Source organism: Patescibacteria group bacterium (assembly GCA_030583705.1).
Classification (GTDB): domain Bacteria; phylum Patescibacteriota; class Patescibacteriia; order Patescibacteriales; family Patescibacteriaceae; genus Patescibacterium.
This window is the reverse complement of the sequence record CP129471.1, coordinates 275,672-301,005: the sequence shown is the minus strand read 5'-3', so window position 1 is coordinate 301,005 and position 25,334 is coordinate 275,672. Positions and strand designations below refer to the sequence as shown.

16 protein-coding genes are annotated in these 25,334 nt (G+C 37.4%); 10 read left to right on the top strand and 6 right to left on the bottom strand.

What is annotated here, in order from left to right; genetic code table 11:
- Positions 1-3: 3 nt before the first annotated feature.
- The 5 genes from QY321_01415 to QY321_01395 form a co-directional block, all read right to left on the bottom strand.
- Positions 4-8,124 (bottom strand): hypothetical protein, encoded by an 8,121-nt coding sequence (locus QY321_01415; GenBank protein WKZ25074.1) that lies wholly within the window; start codon positions 8,122-8,124, stop codon positions 4-6.
- Position 8,125: 1 nt separating this feature from the next.
- Positions 8,126-8,842, bottom strand: coding sequence for a thrombospondin type 3 repeat-containing protein (locus QY321_01410; protein ID WKZ25073.1), 717 nt, complete (start codon positions 8,840-8,842; stop codon positions 8,126-8,128).
- Positions 8,843-8,976: 134 nt separating this feature from the next.
- A complete protein-coding gene (rsmA, locus tag QY321_01405) occupies positions 8,977-9,849 on the bottom strand; it encodes a 16S rRNA (adenine(1518)-N(6)/adenine(1519)-N(6))-dimethyltransferase RsmA (protein ID WKZ25072.1) in 873 nt (290 codons plus the stop codon).
- Positions 9,850-9,879: 30 nt separating this feature from the next.
- Positions 9,880-12,750: a class I tRNA ligase family protein gene (locus QY321_01400; GenBank protein ID WKZ25071.1), complete on the bottom strand. Its 2,871-nt coding sequence runs from the start codon at positions 12,748-12,750 to the stop codon at positions 9,880-9,882.
- A gap of 73 nt (positions 12,751-12,823) precedes the next feature.
- Positions 12,824-13,579, bottom strand: a complete 756-nt coding sequence (locus tag QY321_01395; protein ID WKZ25070.1) for an exodeoxyribonuclease III — start codon at positions 13,577-13,579, stop codon at positions 12,824-12,826.
- 113 nt (positions 13,580-13,692) lie between these two features.
- Between QY321_01395 and QY321_01390 the strand changes: the two genes are divergently transcribed.
- The 10 genes from QY321_01390 (at position 13,693) to QY321_01345 (ending at position 24,759) form a co-directional block, all read left to right on the top strand.
- Positions 13,693-14,421, top strand: coding sequence for a thioredoxin domain-containing protein (locus tag QY321_01390; GenBank protein ID WKZ25069.1), 729 nt, complete (start codon positions 13,693-13,695; stop codon positions 14,419-14,421).
- Between the two features lie 16 nt (positions 14,422-14,437).
- The gene (locus tag QY321_01385; GenBank protein WKZ25068.1) at positions 14,438-15,577 is read left to right on the top strand and encodes a pilin; all 1,140 of its coding nucleotides are present in this window, start codon (positions 14,438-14,440) and stop codon (positions 15,575-15,577) included.
- A gap of 9 nt (positions 15,578-15,586) precedes the next feature.
- A complete protein-coding gene (locus QY321_01380) occupies positions 15,587-16,882 on the top strand; it encodes a C39 family peptidase (protein ID WKZ25067.1) in 1,296 nt (431 codons plus the stop codon).
- Between the two features lie 5 nt (positions 16,883-16,887).
- Complete coding sequence (locus tag QY321_01375) at positions 16,888-17,946, top strand: transglycosylase SLT domain-containing protein (protein WKZ25066.1); 1,059 nt, start codon at positions 16,888-16,890, stop codon at positions 17,944-17,946.
- A gap of 8 nt (positions 17,947-17,954) precedes the next feature.
- On the top strand, positions 17,955-18,302 hold the full coding sequence (locus tag QY321_01370; protein WKZ25065.1) for a hypothetical protein: 348 nt from the start codon (positions 17,955-17,957) through the stop codon (positions 18,300-18,302).
- The gene (locus QY321_01365; GenBank protein WKZ25064.1) at positions 18,286-19,377 is read left to right on the top strand and encodes a M15 family metallopeptidase; all 1,092 of its coding nucleotides are present in this window, start codon (positions 18,286-18,288) and stop codon (positions 19,375-19,377) included. Before QY321_01370 ends, QY321_01365 begins: the two co-directional genes overlap by 17 nt.
- Before the next feature lies 1 nt (position 19,378).
- Positions 19,379-19,984 (top strand): hypothetical protein, encoded by a 606-nt coding sequence (locus tag QY321_01360; protein ID WKZ25063.1) that lies wholly within the window; start codon positions 19,379-19,381, stop codon positions 19,982-19,984.
- A gap of 537 nt (positions 19,985-20,521) precedes the next feature.
- Positions 20,522-21,184 (top strand): response regulator transcription factor, encoded by a 663-nt coding sequence (locus QY321_01355; GenBank protein ID WKZ25062.1) that lies wholly within the window; start codon positions 20,522-20,524, stop codon positions 21,182-21,184.
- 223 nt (positions 21,185-21,407) lie between these two features.
- Positions 21,408-22,883: a HAMP domain-containing sensor histidine kinase gene (locus tag QY321_01350; GenBank protein ID WKZ25061.1), complete on the top strand. Its 1,476-nt coding sequence runs from the start codon at positions 21,408-21,410 to the stop codon at positions 22,881-22,883.
- A complete protein-coding gene (locus QY321_01345; protein WKZ25060.1) occupies positions 22,819-24,759 on the top strand; it encodes a terpene cyclase/mutase family protein in 1,941 nt (646 codons plus the stop codon). Before QY321_01350 ends, QY321_01345 begins: the two co-directional genes overlap by 65 nt.
- Here QY321_01345 and QY321_01340 read toward each other — a convergent pair.
- Positions 24,743-25,264, bottom strand: a complete 522-nt coding sequence (locus QY321_01340) for an inorganic diphosphatase (GenBank protein WKZ25059.1) — start codon at positions 25,262-25,264, stop codon at positions 24,743-24,745. The two genes, QY321_01345 and QY321_01340, sit on opposite strands and share 17 nt — an antisense overlap.
- Positions 25,265-25,334 lie beyond the last annotated feature (70 nt).

The following is a 25,334-nucleotide window of genomic DNA, read 5'->3' as shown; positions in this document are numbered from 1 at the left end:
AAGTTATTCAATGTTTGCTCTTAATACAACGGTTCCTCCGTAACTAACTTCATTAGAATAACCCCAGTTATCCGTAATCTTAACTTTAGGTTTAATAATACAGCAAGCTCCGCTACCTCCCGGACATTCGCCAAATTTGGTTATTTGATTTTCAGCCGCACAAAGACGCTCAGCTGGATCCGAAGGATTATTGTGAACATTATTAACATCATGATAACTTAATCTCTGAGAAAATATTCTCGGATTATTATCACCAGCTCTTTGTGCTATTAATCTGGTTACTGGTTCATTTAAACTATCTTTAAATCCAAAATCAACTTCAACTTTTTCTATAGGTAACTGTTCAGAATCTGTTTTTGTATTTAGAGAAAAAGTTACGTCCTCTCCTCTACCACTAACCTGATAATTATCTACCCCGTTATTACCGGCGTTTGGTATTCTAAAGTCGGATATTAACGGTCTAACATAGCAATAGTCCGAAGGAATACTAGGATCATTATCCTGGACAAAAGAATCCGGCCGACCAGTAGAGGGGCATTCTCTAAGTGGGAAACTTGCTAGTTCACCATCTAACTCATTTGTTTTATCTTGATATGAGCCCTGTTCCCATCTCCAAAGCTTCCATAAGAATGTTCCGGTATTTGGTCCATTAACTCCCTTGTTGTCTGTAATAAACAATCTTTTAATTGCCTGAATAGCCGCGTTGCGAGAAGTTGCAACATAATAGTCTTTTATATTATCGCCAAACATTGCATGGGCTCTTCTTGTATTTGCAGACTCACCCTGTCTAAACAATCTTATTTTATTATCATTCCCATTTGTAAACCATATAGATATACCATCTCCCTCTATGGCTGATTTTTGCTTAGTATAATCACTATTATTATTATAAGACCACCAAGTAAAACCTATCTGCGGACATGGCCCTCCATTACAAAAACAGTTCGTATGATTACATTGTCCCGTACTACCTCCCCCTGCATTTCTCGTCATTAAAGCAAACCCAGAATCATGTGGAATATCCTCACTCTGAGTGCCGTTTGGTGCCGTTATTTCATCCCAATTAGACCTTAAACATACCTGGCGATTCTGAGGCTCTCCAATAGAAGTGGACCAAGCTGAGTGAGAACCAGTTCCGGGTAAATCATAACCAACTTGATACTTATACTCCCTAAACCAATAAGGAACAAAGGAGTTAAATGTGCCACCCTGAACAAGATTTATAGATCTTACCCCTTGTTGCTCATTAAAGTTTAACCCTGCTCCATAAATACTACCTCGCTTAAATCCTTCATCAAAAGTAAGCCTTCCATTAAAAGCGGGCTGAGCTGTTCTGTAGGAATTACCGACGTTAATAACTATATCATCAGCAATAACTCCATTATTGGCAGGCCAAAAAGAACTACCTCCGCCTATGGTAAATTGTGAATCTGGCCTTAGTCTGTTATACCAATATTTATCTATATTAACAACAATTACTTCTTCACAATCCAAAGTTGGTTTATCATTATTATTAGCATCACATCTGTCTTGGGCTTTAATACAATAGAATAAACCATTTTCTAAGACCACTGGAGTCAACTCATCATCATTCAATTCCGAAGCTATCCTATCTAACGGATACCACATAAGACAGGTTCCCGGATTCTTAGGATCTGTTTCAAGACAATAACCTTGGATACCTTTATGTTCCACTCTATTGTTATCTATATGTCTACAAGCCGAGGCACTGGCATTGGGGTATAGTCTACAAGACGGTCCCAAAAATTCCCTAACTGCGCCTGTTTGACTATTGGCAATTACTGGACAATCTCCAGTCTCATCGGTGTTACAACGATAAGCCAAGCTAGATTGTATTCTAATATCATCAAAGTAAGCACTGGCGCCTGTACTATTAAACAATTCCAATTGGTATTCCCCAGCGTTTTCTATCCTAAAGGAGGCACTAACTCTTTTCCACTCGTCTCGGCTATTATTATTGGAAACCAATAATTCGGTGGTACACAAACCTCCCAGCTGGTTGGTTGGCTTTGGACAAAGCTTAATACCAACTTCTCCCTCTAAACTTTTCGCATAAAGATAAGCTGAAATAATATAGGTTTGTCCGTTTTCAATAAAATCAATCTTCTTTTGCAGTGCCGAGGAGTTTTTCTTAACTTCCCCCATACCAACACCTTCCGGCGGCAAATAACTTGACGTAGAGGAAACAACTTTATGGATTGAATTCAAACCGGCTGCGGACAATTCCGCAGGATGGAGAATATATTTAAAGAAAGGTGCATTGTCTCCTGATCCCTGATGACCAAAGCCTTGCCAACTGGCATCTTCATAACGTTCAAAACTACCATTTTCAACTTTAATTGGTGCACCCACCTGACGCATGGCCCCGAGGTTGTAATAACTCTTAGCTCCTTGGGAAACAATAGCTGAGCCGTCTGAATAGCCGACTTTACTGTAGCCGGTCATATTATGAATAATCGCACTACTATTGGTTTGGTTAATAATATCTCCTGCTTCCATATTAACGAAATTATTACACCTACCCTCACTATCTAATTCATTACAAAGACCAACATCCACACAAACTTGTCTATTAGGATTCTGTGGATCGGTTACATAAGCACGACAAGAAAGCCACTGTCCACAGACTCTATCGGCAGTAACGGCAATTATTTCATTAGCGTTATTTTTGTTAAAGGTATCGGCAGGAAGCGGACTAACTCCGTCTACAGTGTCTTCGTCTTTACTGGTACGATTGGCATTGTATCTTAGCGAGGTTAAACCCCTTGGTCCATATGATCTTTCATTAAAGAGAATATGCCCTTTATTGAAATTAACCAATCCATTGGGTGTTTCATAATCCAAGTTCTGTTTCAGCTGATACGCAACAATCGCTTCCTTTAAGGAGACAGAAACAGCTTCTATTGGATTAGTATTATTCCTCGTTAACGTACAAGCCACAGATTGTTGAGGACTTGAACTAATAACATAAAACTGTACACTGTCTTTTCCTCTAACCGACCTGGTTGTTCCTCCAGTCTTAATTTCAAATTTATTATTACCACTATTAAGTTCATAAAGAGTTGACCCCACGGCATCACATCGAACAAAGACATCATGGGTTGCGTTCTGGTCATTATCCCCACCAGTTAAAGTATATACCTTATGCTTTTCAAGACTCATTATTTGGGTAGCTATATTACCTGCCGGTGTCCAAGGATCATATCTTTGGGTATTGGGAGGATTAACAGCATAAGTCGGATTCATTACCAGGTTGGCGTTAAACTTGGACAAAGGATCTAGGTATTCGGTACAACCGGATTGCGCGGCCTCACAAAGACCAGCCCATTCAGATGGTTGGGCTACTGCGTTATTAGCTCCACCTATGCCAAGGGTTTTATCAAAAGTAGTTGTACAGGCTACCTCCTGACAAATTCCTGCACCGCAATCTGCATTACTTGAACAAATATTATTCGGAGCAGCTGAACATCGTTTAACATCTTTTTTATACCAACCATAATCATTAACTGTACCAGATTTTAAGCGCCATTCACAGACTTCTTTACCAGGATCCTTAAAGTAGTATGTACCGGTACCTTCCGCTCCGCCGGTCCATTGACTACAACCAACAGATTCTGCACCACAAACAGTACTAGAATAACGATCTGGATTGTTCCTAATATAAATATCGCTATAGGTAGTAACAGTTTCATAAGTTGAGCCCACACCGGCTCTCTGGCATCCTTTATTATCTGCTCCACATTGTTTGGTTCTGTCATAGACAACATTAATCATCTTATGAGCCGGTATTTCCACACCTTTAATCGTTCTGGCTCTGGCCAAAGTTGAATTTTGGGTATCAATCATAGCCTCACAACCAGCTGCTGAATCTTGGCAAAGTTCGCTAAAGCTCTTAAGATTAACCGTACTGTTATCTATTTTCCTATATTGACTACAACCAAGCATGTGACGAGGAGAAGGGTTACCACCCATGTCTTGATCACACACAATAGGCGTACTCCAAGAATCTTTGATCAGATAATAACGATCAGGCACCTCGGTTAACCGAATATCATCAATATAGACTCTATTAGAGAAAGCTAAACGAAGTTCTTCTCCCCTGTTATCTCCCAAAGGACTTGGGGTATGATCAAGAACGCCAAGATTAAAAGTATAAAGACGCCAATCAGTAGACATACCTCTAGAAGAGCCCAAAGAGAATAAAGCTTCTTCGCCTTCATCATTACGGAAAAGAATGGACTCAACATTAGTGGACGGGTTAGCTGCCTTGGCAAGAAAACTAATGGTATATGACATGTTACGATTTACTCCCATGTAGTTTTCAATCGGCTGATAAGCACCTACTCTCTTACTTACGCGACTTATATTACCAACTGGCGCATTAGTTAATAAAGAATTTCCATTAAGGTTAAGAGAAACAGCACTGTGCGAACCAGGACTCCAGCCCATTAAGGGGTTATTAGCATCTTCAAAACTGTCATAAAAGGCCGTCCTAACATTGCTAGCAATATTACCGGTATATTCCCCGCAACCAACTTCAGAGGCTGAACAAGTTACACCTTCCGAGGGAATAGCGTAGTAAAGACAACGAGCCTGTTCGGTATCCCACTGCCCACCATTAGCAGTACACTCCTGAGCTGTTACTCCGTCTCGACGATAAGGATGACAATCTTCACTACAACTTATGGTTTTGGTATAAAGATGATAAAAGATAGCTCCATCTCTTGTATAAAATTCACGACAATCAAAGTTATAACCAGGCTCTCCGGGTTTTTTCTTAAATATTTCTTCATTACAAAGCTGGCTTTCCTCCTCGGGATCCATGGTACTAGCTGGTCTATTGCCATTTCTCTTTAAAGAGAAAACTCTTAGCTGGTAACCGGCATCATCAGAACCTTCCCAAGTATAAAAATCTCCGCAAGCTTGGGTGTCCGGTTTAATACAGTGGCGCATAGACTTGTAATACTCAATAGCCTCAGCTCCTTGTCCTAATTTATCCAAGTTAGTAAAGGCGGTACAACCAACAGCTTGGGCACTACAAAAACTGGCGGTATTTGGAATAAAGTGAGCATTTTCTTTACGATTAAAATCATCCGCCTGACGAACATAAGTGTCATAACCCAAGCAACTACCTGGACAAAGATCATAGGGCTTGGTTTTGGCGGTTAAAGATATATTGGTTTTAAGGGAAGTATACCTTTCACAACCGACTTCATCAGCACCACACTTTCTAGCAAAATCAAAACACTCATCGGGTGCATTGTCTTTATAGCTAAAGTTTCCACCTTGAACATTCTCATAACAAAGAGCTTCCAGGTAAGCTGGTAATAGTTTTTGATAAATTTGTCCGCCCTGGCCATATGGTTTATAAGTAAGCTCGGCTCTACCTTTACTTAATTTTACTGAGTCAATATAGAATTTAGCAGTACCGTCTGTGCCTTCAATATAGAAATCAATAGCCGAGGCTACACCAGACGGATTATAAAATTCCAAGTTTCTGGTTTCCCAAACACCGTCTGAATCTATTTCAACAAAACGATTTTCTCCACCGCCAAAACCGATCCTGACTTTACCTTCCAAAACTTTAACCGCGGCGGCCAGGGAATAATAAACATCACCTTCCATGGAAAAACCAGCCGGTAAAAGTGAGGGTGTTGAACCGTCCAATTTAGAATAAAGACCGGCCTGTCCTTCAACATAAAGGCTATGGCTGGCATGAGTTGAATCACTGTTGGTTACCCCGGCTTTAGCGGATTGTCCAGGTGCTACTCTTATATACCAATGATTATTTGGACTAGGCAAATTACCTGAAGAAGAGAAATTACTGATTAAACAACTAGCTAAAGAGTTTTGAGCCACTGCCCCTTTAATTAAAGAATCAAACCAAGATAATTTACCTTTGGTTATAACTTCATTATTATTATCTGAGTTACCTGAGACACCTCCTCCTACCTCCACAATACAAAGACTTTCCTCAAAGCTACCATCAGCTATCAGGTTAACGTCTAAACTACTCTCTGTCCTAATAAAACTGTGACATCCTTCATTACCAGAATCGCAAGACTCAATTTTTGCATTAAAAAATCTTTCTCCGCCCGTCCAGTTAATTGAGCTATTCGCCTGGTTATAAGTTCCGATAGTAGCGTATCTTTTACAACCAACTTCATCAGGACCACAATTATCGTAAGATAAAGTGTTTTGCAAATAAGAAACAGTTTGCCCTTCGCTACCTCTAAAGGTGGAGCAACTGTTATTACGCGCTTCACAACTGTTATCCGATGCTTGTCCAAAAACCCAACGTCTTCTTTCTTCCGTACAATATCCATAAAAAGCACAGGTACCATTAGGATTTTCCTTAATACAAGCCTGTTCATCCGCGCAATAAGACTGTGCCCTGGCTACGTTAACTTCTTGGGCGTAATTAAAATTACAGAATGTATAAGGAGTTTCTGTGCAATCCGTAAGTGCGTTAGTGCATTCCTTATAATTAGTCTCACAGCCTGCCGTATTTGTATGACAATTTTCAACAGAAACACAAACTCCCCTGGTTTTTGGTACGGTTTGTTGTGAAAGAATAGTCGGACCATAGCCGATCATACCACAAAACTGTCTTGGCATCTTAAGAGTCCAATTGGGATCAATCAAACCCTTACACCAAGCTGTAGTGTCATAAGATCCTTCGTAAGAATCACTACCATCATAACAATCAATCAGATCTTGCAAGGTAGTAAATCTGGTTTCTCCGCTATTATTTTTAATATAATCAGCTGCCACTTCAAAACCTACTGGCAAAATTCTATATTTGCGAAGAATTATTAAGGACCTGTAAGGATAACCGTTATTAATATCCAAATCATTACCACTTTGGTCATAGCCTATTCTTTTATCTCCTTCAATTAACCCTTGCTTAACTGCGTCACCAATAGTCAGTTGTCTAGAAATGGCTTGAGAGAAGGGTTGAGTAATAACACAGTTGGTTGGTCCCGGGTTTTGCGGATCAGGGCAAGAAATCATTTCACTTAAAACATCATAATCAACCTTTTCATTAAACTGGGTTTGCATTATTCTATTGGATCTTTGCGCTATCTGATTAATACCACCCCTTGAACCCTGAGAAAAGAAACTACTGCTAAAGTCCCCTGGGCCTTCTTGTTTAGATAAACTAGCAATAAACTTATTAAAAGCAGTTAAAGCGTATTGATTTAAGAAAATATTAGCAGCGTCAACAATAGCATTACCTGTTTGCTGGAAAATATTTTGTTGCACCAACTCCTCGGCCATTTCATAACGACCCTTGGAGTAATCGGGTGGAGAAAGCCTCCAACCGGAAAGTAGGTTAGATGGATTTTTCCACTCACCGGAAACTATTCTTTCAAGAGAAGCTATTCCTCTCTCCTCGGCAACTCTTTCGCTGGAAACTCCGAACAAAGTAGCGGCTGCTCCAACATGAGTAGTAGCCGGATTAAAAGCGGTCTGAGCTAAAGAATTCCAAAAATGAGGATGATTAACTCCTTGTCCTTCATAGCCAAAAGCATCATCCCAACTACCCGCTAAGTTTTGCCAAATATTGGTAAGGTTACATTTTGACTCTGGAATACCACGACTTTCGTTTAAGTAATCTGTTAGACCCAAAGAGATTTGCAAACTAGCTGTAATACTGGGAGCGCAAATATCCACCCCCAAACTAGAGGCGGTATTAAAGATATCACCGTCTGAACCACCCCGATCCCTAAACATTAAAAAATCTTCAACAAACTGCCCACCAGCATTAGCACCGGTATCTCGGATAAATTGTCCAAAACCCTTGGTGTGATAAACCGGTTTTTGCCCATGATCGCCTGAACCAAGCCAAGTAGCCGTTTCATAAGCGTATTGATTAATAGCGCTTCTAAACAAAGTAACGAAACTGGTTTGAGCCGCCTTTTTTAAACTCTCCCAAATAGACTCAGTAATAGTACGAGTAGTTTCAGGAATAGATGTTAACTCGGCTGTTGGGGTAGGGACTGTTAAAGCCTGCCCAGCGATAGCAGAAACCTCCTTGTAAACAGATAATGAAAAAATTATTGCAACAATAAATAAAAGCAAAGAGAAACGCTTCTTCATATTACGGGTTTAATAAAGAATTAAAAGTTTCCATTATTTCTTGATCACTTAAAGCTTCAAGTTCTGCTTGTTTCATACCGGCCTGAAGAAGCATCTGTCTTAAAATTGAAGGATCGCTCACATCACCGAAAATTTCCAAAAGAGCGTTTCTTTCTTCTTGTGTTAAATTACTTGTACCACTATTTTGTCCAGAGGATCCCGAAGGTGAAGATCCCGGTGATGCTGTAGGCGCTTGTCCTGGTGAAAGCAAATTTTGTCCTGAGCCTGAATTAGACAATTCCATTAAAGCTGGGTTAGAGAAAGTTGTTAGCTGCTCCCGTTGAATATCTGATGAGAGAGGAGTACAAACCTGACCCTCCGCACATAAAGGATCTGTACCAGCTATAATTTCATCATAATCGCTAATGCCATCTCCGTCGGTATCAACCATATAAGGTGAGGTGCCATAAACATAAAGCTCATCCCAATCGGATAAGCCATCACCGTCTGTATCTTTTGCTCTTAATTCTTGTTCAAGGCTAGCTTGATTGGATTGTCCGGATTGAGCTGAATTATTATTTTTAAAGCCAGCATAAAGAGGATCACTAATATCTCTTTTAAGTTGAAAGACCCATAAAACAACAACGCCGATAATTACTAATACAAGTAAAACAAAACCGACTTTGTGTCGCTTATCAAAATCATCAAGACCCAAAAAATGAGACAACCGATTAAACATATTTAAAATCTTTAAAACACTTAAATAAACAACTTAAAAATTTAAAATAAACTTAAGTTATTTATCTTTATGACTTTATTATAAAAAAATATAAAAAATTTGTAAATACCTATCTATCTTTATTTTAGCATATTTTACCGCCAAGCTGCAAGTAGTTTAAGCCAATCATCCAAGGAAAGTGCCTGGGGACGGCAAGTAATATCAATTTTAGCCTTATTCATCATCTCCACAACCTCCTTAATGTCTAAAGAATAACCAGCCGCTAAATTAGCTTTTAACATCTTACGACGGGCACTAAAACCTATTTTAACTAAACGAAAAAAATCTTTTTCAGTTAAATTTTCAGCTAAAAGCTTTTGTTTAAAACCGTTATCTCTTTTTATCCTAATGATAGCACTATCCACCTTGGGCTTGGGCCAAAAAGCTTCAGCCTTAACCACTCGGATAAATTCAACCTTAGAATAAAATTGCACCGAGATTCCAAGAATACTTAAATTACCCGGCAAGGCTACCAATCTTTCAACAACTTCTTTTTGTAAAAGTAAAGTTAAGCTTTCTGGTAATAATTCTGCTTCATTACCGGCAATGAATTTACGCAAAAAAATTGCGCTAATTGAATAAGGTAAATTAGCCACTATACTCCATGGTTGGTTTTGTTCTTTTAAAAGACCCAAAGCCTTAGTCCACTGACCGGTAAAATTTAAAATATCTTCGTTAAAAATTTTAACATTACTTATCCCCTCTTGTTTTAATCTTTGGCGACTAATACCCGTCAAGCGATCGTCTATTTCCACGCTGAACACCTTTTGTGTTCGCTCGGCTAAAGCCTTGGTTAAAAAACCAAGGCCTGGTCCAATTTCTAAAATTATTTCTTCTCCTTTAAGCTCTGCCGCACTGATCATGTCTTGGTAAACATTCTCATCAATTAAAAAATTCTGTCCGCGACTACGCGAAGGTTTAAGATGATGTTCTTCACAAATTTTTTTAGTTAACTCAAACAGTGTCATATTAATTTAATCAACTTAACTTAATTCAATTTAATCAACCACCAAGTTAACTAATTTGTTTTTAACAATCACTGCTTTAATTATTTTCTTACCCTCAATAATATTTTTTATCTTTTCTAAAGACAAAGCTTTGGTTTTAAGAATCTCTTCTTCAGTTTCGGCTTCAATCATAAACCTATCTCTAACCTTCCCGTTAACTTGTACAACCACCATTACCTCTTCGTCTTTAATTAAAGCCGGGTCATAATTCGGCCAAACTTTAAAAAAGATTGATTCGTCTTCTGACTTATTAAAATGCTTATGCCAAAGTTCCTCTGACAAATGAGGGGCAAAAGGTGCTAAAATAATTAAAAGTTTTTCATAAACGATTTTATTAACTTGTTCTTCTTCCAAAAGAGCATTAACCAAAATCATTAAACAAGAAACAGCGGTATTAAATCTTAAGTTATCTATATCGTCGCCTACCTTTAAAATTGTCTTATGGAGTAAGCTATGGGCTTTTGGACTGTTTTCTTGATCACTTAAATTTTCGCCCAAACGACAAACTTTTTCCAAAAAGGCACGAGCACCAGCTACACCACTAACCTTAAAACCGGCTGATTTAGTAAAGGGCCCGATAAACATCTCATATAAACGAAAAGCATCAGCTCCAAATTTTTCCACCATTTCATCCGGATTAATGACATTACCCCAGCGTTTACTCATTTTTCTGCCGTCTTCGGCTAAAATAAGGCCTAAATTTGAATATTTGGTAAAAGGCTCGGGATAAGAAACAATCTTTTGATCATACAAGAATTTATGCCAAAAACGGGCGTAAATAAGGTGCCTGGTGGCGTGTTCTGCTCCACCAATATAAAGATCCACCGGCGACCAGTATTTTTCCTTAGTTTTATCCACTAAAGCCTGTTCATTGTCTGGATCAATATAACGAAGATAATACCAACTTGAGCCCGCCCATTGGGGCATGGTATTGGTTTCTCTTCTACCTTCTCCACCACACTCTGGGCAAACCGTTCTAACCCAATCTTCTATAGCCGCCAAAGGTGACTCACCGGTCCCCGTCGGCTGATAAGACTCAACTTCTGGTAAAGTAACTGGTAAATCTTTTTCCGGTACTCCTACTACACCGCACTTAGCGCAATGAATTAAAGGAATAGGCTCACCCCAATATCTTTGCCGAGAAAAAACCCAATCCCTCAGTTTATAACGAGTTTTAAGTTTACCTCCAATAAATTTAATAATTTCTTCAAAAATTTCAGAGGATAGTCGTCCATTAAATTGTTCGGAATTAATTAAAAGCCCTTCGCTAGTATAAGCAAAATTACCACTTAAGCGTTCTTTCCATAATTCAAGTTCAGCACAAGTCATGTTGTCCGAGTTTAAACTATCCAACTTAACCCATTCAACTTCATGCTTGGCTTGTTCTTCTTCGGAAACTTCACGGCGACGTTGACTCTGTAATTCAAAATAAATAGCCGAGGTAATTGCCAAACGATTCTCGTCTTTATGGGCAGCAAAATATTCAGACCTTACCGACTCGCCCAAAGTTTTAATATAGAGAAGATCTTCATAGCCAGTTTCCTCAAGTACTTCGCGACGAGCGGCTTCAACCAACTCCTCCCCTTCATCCACTCCCCCAACTACAAAACCTCGCCAAGGCTGTTTTTTCCATTTTAAAACCAACCAAGTGTCGTTTTCTGGGTCTCTAATTAAAGCATGAATAGTTTTTCTTTCAACGGTTTTTTTACCTTCTTGTGGAGGATTATTTTTATCTATAAAAATGGGCTGAATAACGTTTTTAATAGGTAAATCATACTGAACCGCAAAATAATAATCTCTTTCATCATGAGCTGGCACGGCCATTACCGCACCGGTGCCATAATCCGCTAAGACATAATCGGCAACCCAAACCGGAATTTTTTCTCCGGTAGCCGGATTAAGCGCATAAAGACCCTTAATGGCTATACCGGTTTTTTCACGATTTTCCGCCCCTCTTTCTAGCTCGGTCTTTTTTCCTGCTGCTTGGCGATAAGCTAAAATCTCTTTGGTGTTATCTGCTAAATCGCTTAATTCTTCAAGTAAAGGATGTTCAGGAGCTAAAACCAAATAAGTCGCTCCGAAAATAGTATCTGGACGAGTGGTAAAAACACCAACAATAAATTTTTTATTATTCTCTGGTTCTTTTTCTTTTTCCAGACTAACCTCAAAATCAATTTCCGCCCCCTCGGATTTGCCGATCCAATTACGTTGTGATTCTTTAATCGCTTCTGGCCAGTCTAGGGGTTCAAGATCACTAAGTAACCTTTCCGCATAATCAGTGATCTTTAAGACCCACTGGCGCAAAGGCTTTTTCTCTACTACTGAACCGCAACGTTCACAAAGTCCGTTTTCCAAATCTTCGTTAGCCAGTCCGGTTTGGCAAGAAGGACACCAATTAATCGGTTCGTTTGACTCATAAGCTAGTCCAGTCTGAAAAATCTTTAAAAATATCCACTGGGTCCATTTATAATAAGCGGGATCAGTGGTGTTAACTTCTCTACTCCAATCATAACCCAAACCCAAAATTTGCAACTGTTTTTTAAAACGAGCAATATTTTCCGTCATAGCCTTTTGGGGATGAAGCTTATTTTTAATGGCATAATTTTCCGCTGGTAAGCCAAAAGCGTCCCAACCCATGGGATGAAGAACATTATAACCCTGCATGACTTTTTTCTTGGCAATAATATCACTGGCAATATAACCCTTCGGGTGTCCGACATGAAGACCTTCCCCTGAAGGATAAGGAAACATATCCAAAATATAAAACTTGGGATTTTCCTTTTTTTCTCGCGTAACGTTAACTTTATTCTTTTCCCAAAGTTCTTGCCAGTGTTTTTCTATTTGTTTATGGTCGTATTTCATACATTATATCTATAATACATTATAACTTATATATTATTAACTTAATATTTCTTAATTTAATTAATTTAACTCTTTAATTTAGCTCTATCCCCACCGGACAATGGTCTGAACCCATTATTTGATCTAGGATAAAAGCTTTTTTAACCTGTTTGGCTATCTTAGCGGAAACCAGGAAATAGTCAATCCGCCAACCGACATTACGAGAGCGGGCGCCAAAACGATAAGTCCACCAAGAATATTGAACTTTGTCCGGATGAGCCGAACGAAAAGTGTCAGTAAAACCTTCTTTAATAAAACGATCTGCCCAAGCTCTTTCTTCTTTGGTAAAACCCGCGGTGTTAACATTTTCTTTGGGTCTGGCTAAATCAATTTCTTGTCTAGCTACGTTAAAATCACCACACCAAATAACCGGTTTTTTCTTGGCTAATTTCTTAACATAAACTAGGGCGGCTTGATTAAATTTTTCCTTATAAGCCAACCTAGCCAAAGTGGGCTGAGAATTAGGAAAATACATATTTACCAAATAAAACTTGGGTAACTCGACAGTTTGGGTGCGTCCTTCATCATCAAATTCTTTAATGCCAAGTCCGCTTTTAACTTTTAAAGGTTTTTTACTGAAAATTGCCGTACCACTATAGCCAGCTTTTTTAGCCGGACACCAATATTCTTCATAACCAGCAAAATCAAACTCCATTTTAAGACGACTCACGTCATCAATCTTTATCTCCTGAACAGCCAAAATATCTGGCTTTAGCTCTCTTAGAGTTTGACTAAAACCGTTCCTAACACAGGCTCTGATACCGTTAACATTCCAAGAAATAAGTTTCATAAATAACTTGTTTAGATAATTAAGTTTTTTAATTTTTTGGACTTGTCCAAAATAAACCATCTATGTTATACTATATGATATATTATCATAAGATAAGGTAATTGGACAAATATATGTCTGAAGAAAAAAAAGAACACAAGCACAGTGCGGTAAAAATAATTATCGGGGTTATCCTTACTCCCATAGCCATATTCTTAGTTTTAATTATTTTACTTTACGCAGGCTACCTACTTGAACAAAACCGCCAAATTGCCGACGGCTCATATTTACAGATAGCGGAAAAAAAACCGGCAAATGGATTAAAGATTTCTGGCTATACGGAAGTTGAAAAAAGACTCATAGAAGGAATAGATAATCATTCAATCGGCAGTGATAATCCCAAGGTAACGATTGTACAGTTTTCCGACTTTGCCTGTCCTTTTTGCCGAGTGTCTTTTCCGGTTTTAAGAGAAATAAGCATTAAATACGCCGAAGATGTAAAAATAATCTTTCGGGACTGGCCAGGGCATGACGAATCCATTGACTTGGCCATGGCCGCCTACTGCGCCGGTGAACAAGGTAAGTTTTGGGAAATGCATGATATGATTTTTCAAAACTATTCCGACGCTCTCGGAAAAGACAAAAATAATTTAGCTATTTTGGCGGAACGATTAGGAGTCTATAATGAAAAGTTCCAAACCTGTTTTGATGAAAAAAAATATTTACAACAAATCAGACAAAACTACCTTGATTCAAAAACTTTAGGTGTCGTGGGTACGCCAACTTGGTTTATTAACGGAAGAAAAGTAGAGGGCGCTCTGACCATCCAAGATTTAACCAAGCTGATTGAAAATTCTTTATAATAATAAATACGAAAATATGAAGACAACCTCAATTTTACTAATCAAGCTTATCGCTGTTTCTTTTTTTATTTTACAAGCACCAATAGCCGGAGCCCAAGAGATGATAGGTTGCTGCCAAAAGACGGGAACAGATAATGTAATAACAACTGAAAATTTAACACAAAAAGCTTGTAAAGAAATAAACACCCATACCACTAAGTGGTTTCCGAGACAAACAGCTGATGCTAATAAATGTGTTGGCCTACCGAGTAATTTTAATGAGAGGCCGATAGGTCAACCGCTTAATTTCGTTCCGGCAGTGGGTATTCCAGATTCAGAGTATCAGTCTGGTAAAGCCGTCCAAATGCAAGATGATACTGGCAATATAGCAAATTATATCGTGGCTATTTTAAAATACTCCATAGGAGTTATTGCTATTATATCGGTCGTTGTTATGATGCTAGCCGGCACAATCTGGTTAACCTCAGCCGGTAACAGTGAAAAGGTTAGTAAAGCTAAATCCATGATTGCCTCATCTTTAGTTGGTATTGTTTTAACCTTAGGTTCATTTGTTATATTGTCGGCAATTAACACTAATTTAACCGAGCTGAAAATAACCCCTGTACCTAAAATAGCCAAGATAGATCTTGATAAAATGGGCGTGGGCTGTTGTCTTAAAAAGGCCTGGGAAACTAAAGATAATGTGAGCCAATTGGTTACCACCGCGGAAACAACCACCAACTCGGTTTGTGAAAAAGCCAAAGAAGATATAGGGCCAAATGGCTATAACTCCGTTGAGTTTATGATTAACCATATGGCCCAAGATAATAAATGTATCCTAACGCATGGTTGCTGCTTTGTAAAAGACAGAGATGGAGACATGGTAGTCGGAGATAAAAAATACGCAGGCATGTGTGTTGAAGACTATCCAAAATCCCAATGTGAAGACAAAGACACTTTTTCAAACGATCTTAGATCAGTAATATCCGGTGGCTTGGGCTCAATACTTGGAGGAGTCATCGGTGGCGGATTAGCCGCTGTCGGAAGTTGGCTTTACGGTGAGGCTACAGGAGATATAGCAACCGAGTTCCAGTTCGGTAAATGCACCAACTGGAGTAAGTGTCGCGGGACAGCAGAAAATCCCATTCAAATCATTCCCGGTAGAATGGCTCAGTAGTTAATAACTATGAAAAAATTATTTATAAAAAACAAAATTTTGCCTATCTTGGCTTTAAGTTTTTTAATATTTTTCTTTGTACCAGATAAATCAATTAAAGGAGAAGAAGAACTGGAAGGCATGGGTTGTTGTGAGATTATACAATCAGGAAATATTGGAGTAGGAGGAACGATGAGCTTGGGCGGGAAGACTTATCAAAACACTACCGAAGAACAATGTTATAACTATATATCTGATACCAAAAATGTTAACTTTTATATTAACAAAAAAGTCGGTATTGATAATAAAAGCTGTGTAGACAGAACAACGGTTGAAGAAGAAAAGAGAAAAATTGAACCTACTAGAGATCCGATACTACCGCAATTACAAGTCTCTATACCGGGTTTTGGTAAATTTTCAGAAATAAAATGTGATGAAGACAACCAAAAATGTGAAATACCTTGGATTGCCGAATATATAGGCGCTTTATACAAATACAGCCTAACGATTATTACCCTACTAGCGGTAGTGGTAATTATGTTAGGCGGAGTTGTTCGTTTAACAGCCGCCGGTAATCGCTCACAAATAGGCCAAGGAAATTCACTGATCAAAAGCGGTACCGTGGGAGCGATTTTAGCTTTCTGCTCTTACCTTATTCTATTTTTAATAAATCCCAATCTGACTATTTTAAAGCCAATTAGTGTAAATTACATAACAAAAGTTGATATTGAAGAATTTCTTCCACCAGAAGATCTTGTTAGTGAATATACAGACCCTAGTTTACCAACTGAAAATCTTGGCACCGGAAAAGGACAATACAATATTCCCATCTTATACCAAGGAAGATTTCAAAGCCTTGACATGGGTATGGGTAAATGCGGATGTGGCCCGACTTCTTTAGCTATGGTTCTTAATTACCATGGCGTAAAAGTTACAGCTCCGGAAATAGCCCGAACAGCTAAAAATAACGGTAGCTGGCAAGGGGGAACAAACACTAGCTGTGGTGGTTGGAGAGGAGGAATGCCAGGTTTTAGTAAAATAGCTAGTCAATATAATCTAAAACATAAAACAGGTGGGAGTTTTAATGATGCAATTAACCTATTGCAACATGGTCCTGTTATAGCCAGTGTTACAGGTAATGGGAAATGCAGATGTGCCTTTACAGGCGGTGCTCACTACATAGTTATTACAGGTCATAGCAACGGAGTTCTTTACACTAATGACCCAAATGAAGGAAACTTAAAAAGAGGAACAGATAAAATCCAAATGTCTGAAGTTAATAAATGTTGCAAAATAAATGCTGGTGTTATAGCTATATATAAATAATCAATATGTTTAGGAAAAAATTATTCCAAAAATCAATTATTATACTAGCTGTAACTTTTGTATTTTTCTTAATAACAGATAACACCTCTGCCAACACCACTACCCCGGATGGCATAACTCTTGATCCACCCACTGTTAAAGTCTCTATCCCAGGAATGACTGGTCTTGAAAAAGTAGATTGTGAAACCGGGGTTTGTTATATTCCCTGGGTTGGTGAATACATAGCTTCTTTAACAAATTACGCCATTAGCTTTATATCTATCCTGGCGGTAGTAATTATAATGTTGGGAGGTCTTGTTTGGATAGCCGCCGGCGGTAATCCAAATCGCGTAGCTGAAGCAAAAAAAATGATAACAGGCGGAGTAACGGGTGTAATAATTATCATGTCATCATATTTAATCTTGTATACGATTAACCCTGATCTGACAATTTTAAAAAATATCAGGATGCCCTTTATTGAAAAAATAGATATTGAAACTATGGTCATTAATGAACATGACCCGCAATTTGACCCGGCCAACGGTAAACCAATTACTGATACGACTTTTGACGAAACTTTTAAAAACTTTGCAGCTTGTATAAATGTGGACTGGCGTGTCCTTAAAGGTATAGCGTATAAAGAATCAACTCTAAGACCAACGGTGGTTAATAAATACGGCTTTACCGGGCTCTTTCAAACCAAAGATAAATATTGTGCGGATTCTGTCAGGCACATCGGATTAAGCTCAAGTTTTTGTCGAGCTGGAGTTAAAGATCCGGCAGTTAACACGGCCGTAGCTACTGGCATGATGAAAGTCAACCTGGGAAATATTAATAAATACTGTTCAAGTATTAGCGATAGTGCAAAAATATTCCTAATATATTACGCACACTCCAGTGGAGGTGGGGCTCTCACTAATAATATAAAAAAATACGGTTGTAACATAGGCAGTTGGCCAGACAGTAAACCACCGTTTAATGGAGCGCCAAGAAAATATGTCGTCCAAACAGTAGAAACTATTTTAGCCCAAGGAGTAACCTCACTAAACAATAGCTCAGACAATGGAACTTGTCCCAAGGGATAAATTATAATATGAAAAACACCAGAATAAAAAAAATCTTTTTTGTTTTTATCTTTTTTTCAATATTTGCTTTATTTGCTACAGAAAATTTAAAAGCCGAAGAAGAATGTTTGTGGCTTAATGTGAGACCCGGACTTTATTGCAGTACCGAAATGGGTGATATTAATTGGTATAAAGCGGATAATGCAAAATGTGGACCAATGACAAGAGAATCTCTAAATGAATGCTGCTGCGGACCAAAAGTTGAAGAAAAAGAAAGAATGAAGCCAAAAACCATACTCTCTTTATCAGTCATCGGTTTTTTTGCTATAATAACAACTATGATACTTTTAATAAGAAACAATGAAAAATATAACTAAAAAAACCTTCGCCCTATCTATATGCCTGTTAATTTTCTCTGTGCTTCTAACAAGCTCTTCTTTGGTATTAGCACAAGATGTAACAGGTACTTCAACTCCTAAAACAGGCGATGAAACCGGTTCTTCAACTCCCAAGATAAGCGACCCCTTTAAGAATCCTAATTTGGCCGTTAAAATACCGGGGCTTAATTTTAGGAAGGTACACTGTGAAGAGACTGAAGGAGGAGAAAATTGTTATGTCCCCTGGGTAGCAGACTACATACAAGGTCTTTATGTTTACGGCATAAGCCTAATATCAATTCTAGCGGTAGTTGCTATGATGATAGCTGGTGTAATTTGGTTAACAGCCGGCGGGAATTCGCAAAAAGTAAGTGAAGCTAAAAAGTGGATCGGCAGTAGCTTAACGGGTTTAGTAATAGCTTTTAGTTCCTATATAATTTTAAATATTATTAATCCCGCTTTAACGGAGTTGTCCCCCCTTAAAATAACAACTTTAATAAAAGAAGATCTACCCGATAAAACAGAGTACGATGTTTTTATTAATAATGAATCGATTTCTGAACTAAAAGTTGCTCCAACTAATATTGTAAAGGTACAAATTGAAACAACCACTGGAACTAAAACCGTACAAGTTGATGAAACAATTGCCGAACTAATGAAAAAAACTTTTAAAGAAGTAAAAGATGCGGGTTTCCCGATTTACGAAGTTGGCGGTTACCGAGAGTCAAAATATTGTCATGGTCGTGGCTTAGCTATAGATGTTAACGTTGACGAAAATTATTGTATTGATTGTTATAGTAAAAAAGGAGCACTGGTCGGAAAATATTACAGACCAACAGGTGTAGGTGCAGGAAAAGATTACACAGTCGACAAAAATTCTTTTACAAAAGAACTGGTTGATATATTTAAAAGAAACGGTTGGTGTTGGGGAGGAGATTGGAAAAGTTTTAAAGATTATATGCACTTCTCAGTCCCAACTTGTCGTAACGGAGCTGAGTGTGGAGCTTCAGGTAGATATGATTTTGGACAATCGGTGAAAAGTAATCATCAAAAATATGGAATAACTTACCCATAAAATGACAATAAAATACTTAAAAATATTAATCTTAATAATTTTTGCTTTCGCCTTTTTTCACCTCGCCACCGAAGACGGGGCTTTTTCAACACGTACTAAAATTTATCGTCTGCTTTTAACCAAAAACCTTGAAGAAATACGTGATGATTATACTAAAAAAGAATGTGATCAATTCTCCGAAGAAGAAAAATCTAGGGGTTATTTTGAAGCTTTTGTCACTGGTTATTGTCAACCAAAACTTGAAGACTTTGCTAAACGTTCAGATTTCCTATGTGCCGTAGCTCTTAACTGTTCTTGTCCAAACGGTCGAGAAGCTCTTAAAAACTGCTCTTCAAGAAGCTTAAGTTGGGCCGGTTGTCTTGATTTTGACGAAACCTCTGTGGATTACTGCCACCAAACAGCCTCAACCGTTGAACCGGAAGCAGGGCACATAGCCGCAGACTGGAATTGTTTTGCGCCAAATACCACCATTACCTTAAATGATAACGATTACCTAGTAACAGATAAAGGAGGAATCATTAAGGGTAGACGTTTTGATATTTGGTTTGACGATTGCTCACAAGCCTCCAAGGCTAACGGAATCTACCAAGTAAAAATACCCAAATAAATTAAATGGACTTGCTTATTGAGGTGAAAATGATAAAATAACAATACCTCCTAACCCTCGCTTATAATTAAAGATAAACTTATGTGCGTAACTTGTGCCTACTCATTACCCCACCCCACCCTTCGTGAAACCTCTATTATTTTACCAGCCATTCTAACTGCCCTTCAAGTTTGGTGGATTTATTATATTATCAAGACGCATAAACTAATTGACAGAAGTAAAAAATCAATTCTAAAAATAAAGAAAAGATTTAAATTAAAAACCTAAAGTCTTTGCATTAAAAAAGCCATCGTTACAAGACGAGGCTTTTTTAGTAAGGATTAAGTAACCGCCGAGCTGTTCCGACCTCGACCTATCCCCCTCCAAAGATGGTCGGGGTCGAAGTGGCCAAGCGGTTACTCTCCCCTTACTGAATATAAATTAACATAAAGGCTTTCAAAGAAAAATCAAGAAAAAGTAAAGTTTTGTTCAAGAAAAAATAGCCCTAATAAAGGCTAATCTGCTATAATTAAAGATATTAAATTATCTAACAAAAATATGAGAGTTCTAATTATTGAAGACAACTGTGAATTCCGAGAAACACTTAAAGCTTCTTTATTGTCTGAAGGTTTAATTGTTGATACCGCCGAAGAAGGACAAAAGGGCTTATTCATGGCTCTAACCAATAACTATGATCTGATTCTACTAGATAATATCTTGCCCCATAAAAACGCCCCTGAAATTTGCCGAGCTATTAGAGAAGATGGTAAGCATACCCCCATTATGATTATCTCGATTAAAAACAATGCGGAAGAAAAGGCCAACCTTCTAAATGAAGGGGCTGATGATTATCTAGCTAAACCCTGTTCTCATCTTGAACTAATGGCCAGAGTAAGAGCCTTAACTCGCCGACCAAAACAAACCATACCAGTTGTTTTATCAGTCGGAGAGATTACCCTTAACAGCCGCTCAGGTGAAGTAAAAAAGGGCAAAACAGTTATCAAGCTAACCCGTAAGGAATTTGGCTTATTGGAACTCTTTTTAAAAAACAAAGGACAAATAGTTTCTCGGGCCATGATTCTTGAACATGTCTGGGAAATTGACGCTGACCCTTTTTCCAAAACAATTGAGACCCATATTCTTAATTTAAGAAAGAAGTTGGGCAAACCAGACCAAAGCTTAATTAAAAGCGTTTCAGGTAGAGGCTATGTTATACGTTAACTTGAATAAATCTTTATAAAATCTTTACTTTTTCTTGAAGAGCTTAATGATAAAATATCCAGACGTCTTAGGGTCGAAAAGACGGCTTAATAAAAATAATCAACTAAACCTATGAATAACTTAATTGAACTTATACTTAATGAACCAACAGCTAGACTTGATCCTGACCTAAGCTTAGCGGAAACAACCGAAGCTTTTGAACCTTGGTTAATTGAATAGCCTTATGCCCTCCGTTAAAAACGTCTTACATAGACTTAAAGGATTTTTAAAAGTTTTATATAAAATCCTTCTTGAACCAAAAAGTTTCGAGCAAAGAGACCGTCAGCAAGAGTTTTTATTAAATATAGCCCTGATAACTTCCAGTGCTTTACTTATTGCCCTAACCGCCGCTAATTTACTTAACTCACTTAAGAACAATGTTCCTGCTTCTTTAGCTATTAATACGTTAGAGTTAATAACTCTGTGGTTTTTAATTGTCTATCTCTTATCACGCCTGGGGCACTATAAAATAGCTCGCTATCTTTTAGTTTTTACATTTTTAGCTGGTTCTTTTTATGGATCATGGAAATGGGGAGTAAGTTTGCCAGCGGTGCTATTGACTTACGCTTTAACCATAGGCATCGCCAGTGTAGTGATCGGGCACCGTTGTGGCTTAATTATTGCCGGCCTTATTCTAATTGTACAAAATTTTATAGGCTACAGGGAAATAAAAAGCGGTCTTTTACCTGAGTGGAAAAGTGAAATGGTTGGTTTAATTGACGTTAATGTTTATTCAATCCTTTTAATCTGTATAACCATTATCTCTTGGCTAGCTAGAAGAGATATGGAAAATTCCCTTAAAAGAGCCGAGAAATCCGAAAAAGCCTTACTTAAACACCAAGAAGAACTGGAAGAAATTATAGAAAAAAGAACCAAACAATTAGCAGAAGCCCAAGCAGACAAAATAGGCCAACTATATCGTTTTGCTGAATTAGGTAAATTATCTTCAGGACTTTTTCACGACCTAATTAATCCCCTCTCAGCCATAGCTCTTAACTTGGAAATGACCAAAGATAACCAACCAGCTATTATCAGTGCCAAGGAGGAAACAAAAAGAGCAGTAGCAGCCGGCCAACGCATGACCGTCCTGATACAAGCCATACAAAGACAAATTGACATGAATGATCTTAATATCTTTTTCTCCATCAAAAAAACCCTTGAAGAGTCTTTTTTGCTTTTTACCCATTCAGCCAAAAAACTGAACGTTGAAATTAAAATTTCAAGCGAGGAGGACGTAGAAATTTTTGCTAACCCCATACATCTACACCAGATAATCACTAACCTGATAGCTAACGCTCTTGATGCCTATAAAGAAAAAACATTAAGCGAAGAAAAACCAAGAAAAATAGAGATAAAATATTTTAAAGAAAACGATTTACTTATTCTAGAATTTAAAGACTATGCCGGAGGTATTGATCAAGAAATTATTAAAAATATTTTTAAACCGTTTTTTACCACCAAAAGAAAAACTGGTGGATTGGGTCTGGGGCTACCAACTGTTAAATCACTAATTAGTCGCTATCTTCAAGGCACGATTGAGGTAAAAGTTATCCCGGACCAATCAACCTCCTTTATTATAAAAATACCCATCTCACATGAACAAAGAAAGCCAAAAGCTCTTAGCCAATACACTGGAATACCTAAAACGCCACCAAAATAAAGATGGTGGATTCTTGTCATACTCAGTGGAAATAAATGGTAAAATTAATAAAACACAAGAAACCGTCTTTATAACTGCCTGGATAGCTCGCTGCTTAACAGAAATTAAAGAAATAACCGCCCAAGAAATATGCCAAAAAGCCGTTAATTTTCTAATTAAACAAAGAAAAGAAGACTACTCTTTTAACTATTTTAAAGAAGATAAAGATAAAGATAAAAATAAAAATAATAAAAACTTATACCCCAATGACCTTGATGATACTTTCTTAGCCTGGAGTGTAATATCAAAAATTAGACCAAACCAATTAACTCCCACAGCTTGGGCTAAACTAACAAAACTTTTAATTAAATCAGAAACACAACCAGGAGGACCTTATCAGACATGGCTGATAAAAAACCCAGTGGGTAAATGGCATGATCTTGATCCAATAGTTAATGCCAATATCCATTCTTTTTTAGAATATCACAAAATACATAATACCAACCTGAAAAGTTATCTAGAAAATATTATAAAAAAACGATCATATAAATCATTATATTATGACTATTTCACTGTTAGGTCTTTAATGGCCGAATATTGCAATACAGTAAACAAAGATTTATTATTAAATAATCTAAAAACCGATCTAAACAACCCAAAAGTTAAAAGTTCAATTTTTAAAACTTCTCTCCTAGTATCTTCTCTCTTAAAAAACGAGGTTAATCCAGCCTTGGTAAGAGAGCCGATAAGAAGACTTAAAAGTTGTTTAGAAAACCGCCGTTGGCCACTTGAAAAGCTTTATCTTGAACAAAGCGGCCGTCATAAGCTCTATGCCGCCTCACCATGTCTGGTAGCAGCCCAAACCGCTCTAGCTTATCAAAGATATGAATTAGCCAACAAACAAAAAGTACCAAATACTTTTACCCTAAATGAAACTGATGATTATATACTAAAGACTTTTGAACAAATAAGGATTATTTACCAAAAATTTTCCCAAACAGAAAACTGCTTGATACATAAACAAATAAATAAACTGGAAAAATCTTCACAAGTTAAGAATATAACTCTTTTACCGATCTATTGTTTTAAATCTTTTAATCTTAAAAATATTAATAATAAAATCTTAGCTAAAATATCTTTAGCTAACACTTTGGGTTGGTTGGTTTATGGTCTTAAAGATAAAATTATTGACCACCAAGAAGGTGGTAATCTATTACCAGCTATCTTTCATGGACTACTCAATATGCAAAAAATCTATACTTCAATCTTGCCACCTCACGCGCTAGATGAATTATATGAAATACTTGAAGACTCAGAATTATCCTTAATTAAAGAACAAGATAAAAGATACGATATTGATAAAAAATTTCAAAATAGACTTTATAAAAAAATTAACGCAAGTTCAACTATAGCTAGAGCCGCTCAATCAATGCCACACGCTTTCTCAGCCTTAGCTGTGTTATACTTAGCTGGCTATAAACAAACAAGTCAAACAATAAGTTGCTTGAAAATATTTTTCATTAACTATCTAGCTGCCAAACAAACGATGGATGATGCCCATGACTGGCTAGAAGATCTTGATGAAAAAATAATAACCCCGGTAGTGGAAGATATTTTAGCGAGCGAACAAAAACTTGGAGAAAATAATAGAACTATTGAAGAAGCTAGAGAGAATCTAAAAAAAATATTTTGGCAAGACCGATTGAACGGAATATGTTTTTTAATTACCGAACACCTTAAACAAGCCGAAAGATCCCTGATCGAAATCAAGGATCTTAAAGATAAAAATTATTTTATGGATCTATTAGAGAATCTTAAACAAGTAGTTAATAAAACTATACAAGAAAAAAATACTACTCTTGAGTTTCTCAAAGCTTTATCTAAGATTCGTTCTTAAAACTTTTATGATCATCCATGATCATAGCTAAAGCCTCTTCTTTCGTTCCCCAGCCATCTAAGACAACACTTTTGTTTTCCAGAGCCTTATATTGTTCAAAAAAGTGTACTATCTCTTTAAGAATATGAGGATCTAGTTGTGAAATATCAGTAACATTAACAAAATAGGGATTACCAAGAGGTACGGCTAAAATCTTATTATCCACTCCCTTATCATCGGTCATACGCAATAGACCCAGCGGACGAACAGGCACTACACAACCAGGAAAAACTGGACTGTTAGTGACTACCATAACATCAAGATGATCACCGTCCCCTGAACGAGTCTCGGGAATAAAACCATAATCCACCGGATAAAACATCGGAGAATGCATAACACGATCTAAAACCAGAGCGTCAATCTTTTCATCAAGCTCGTATTTATTGGTAGAACCTTTTGGTATTTCAATCACCGCATTAATAACTTCAGGGGCCTTATTACCCAAGGGAATAGCATTATAACTCATATGTAAAAATAATTTAAATTAAATAATTACGGCTAACAAAAACCGTAAAATCAGTATAACCTAAAAAAAC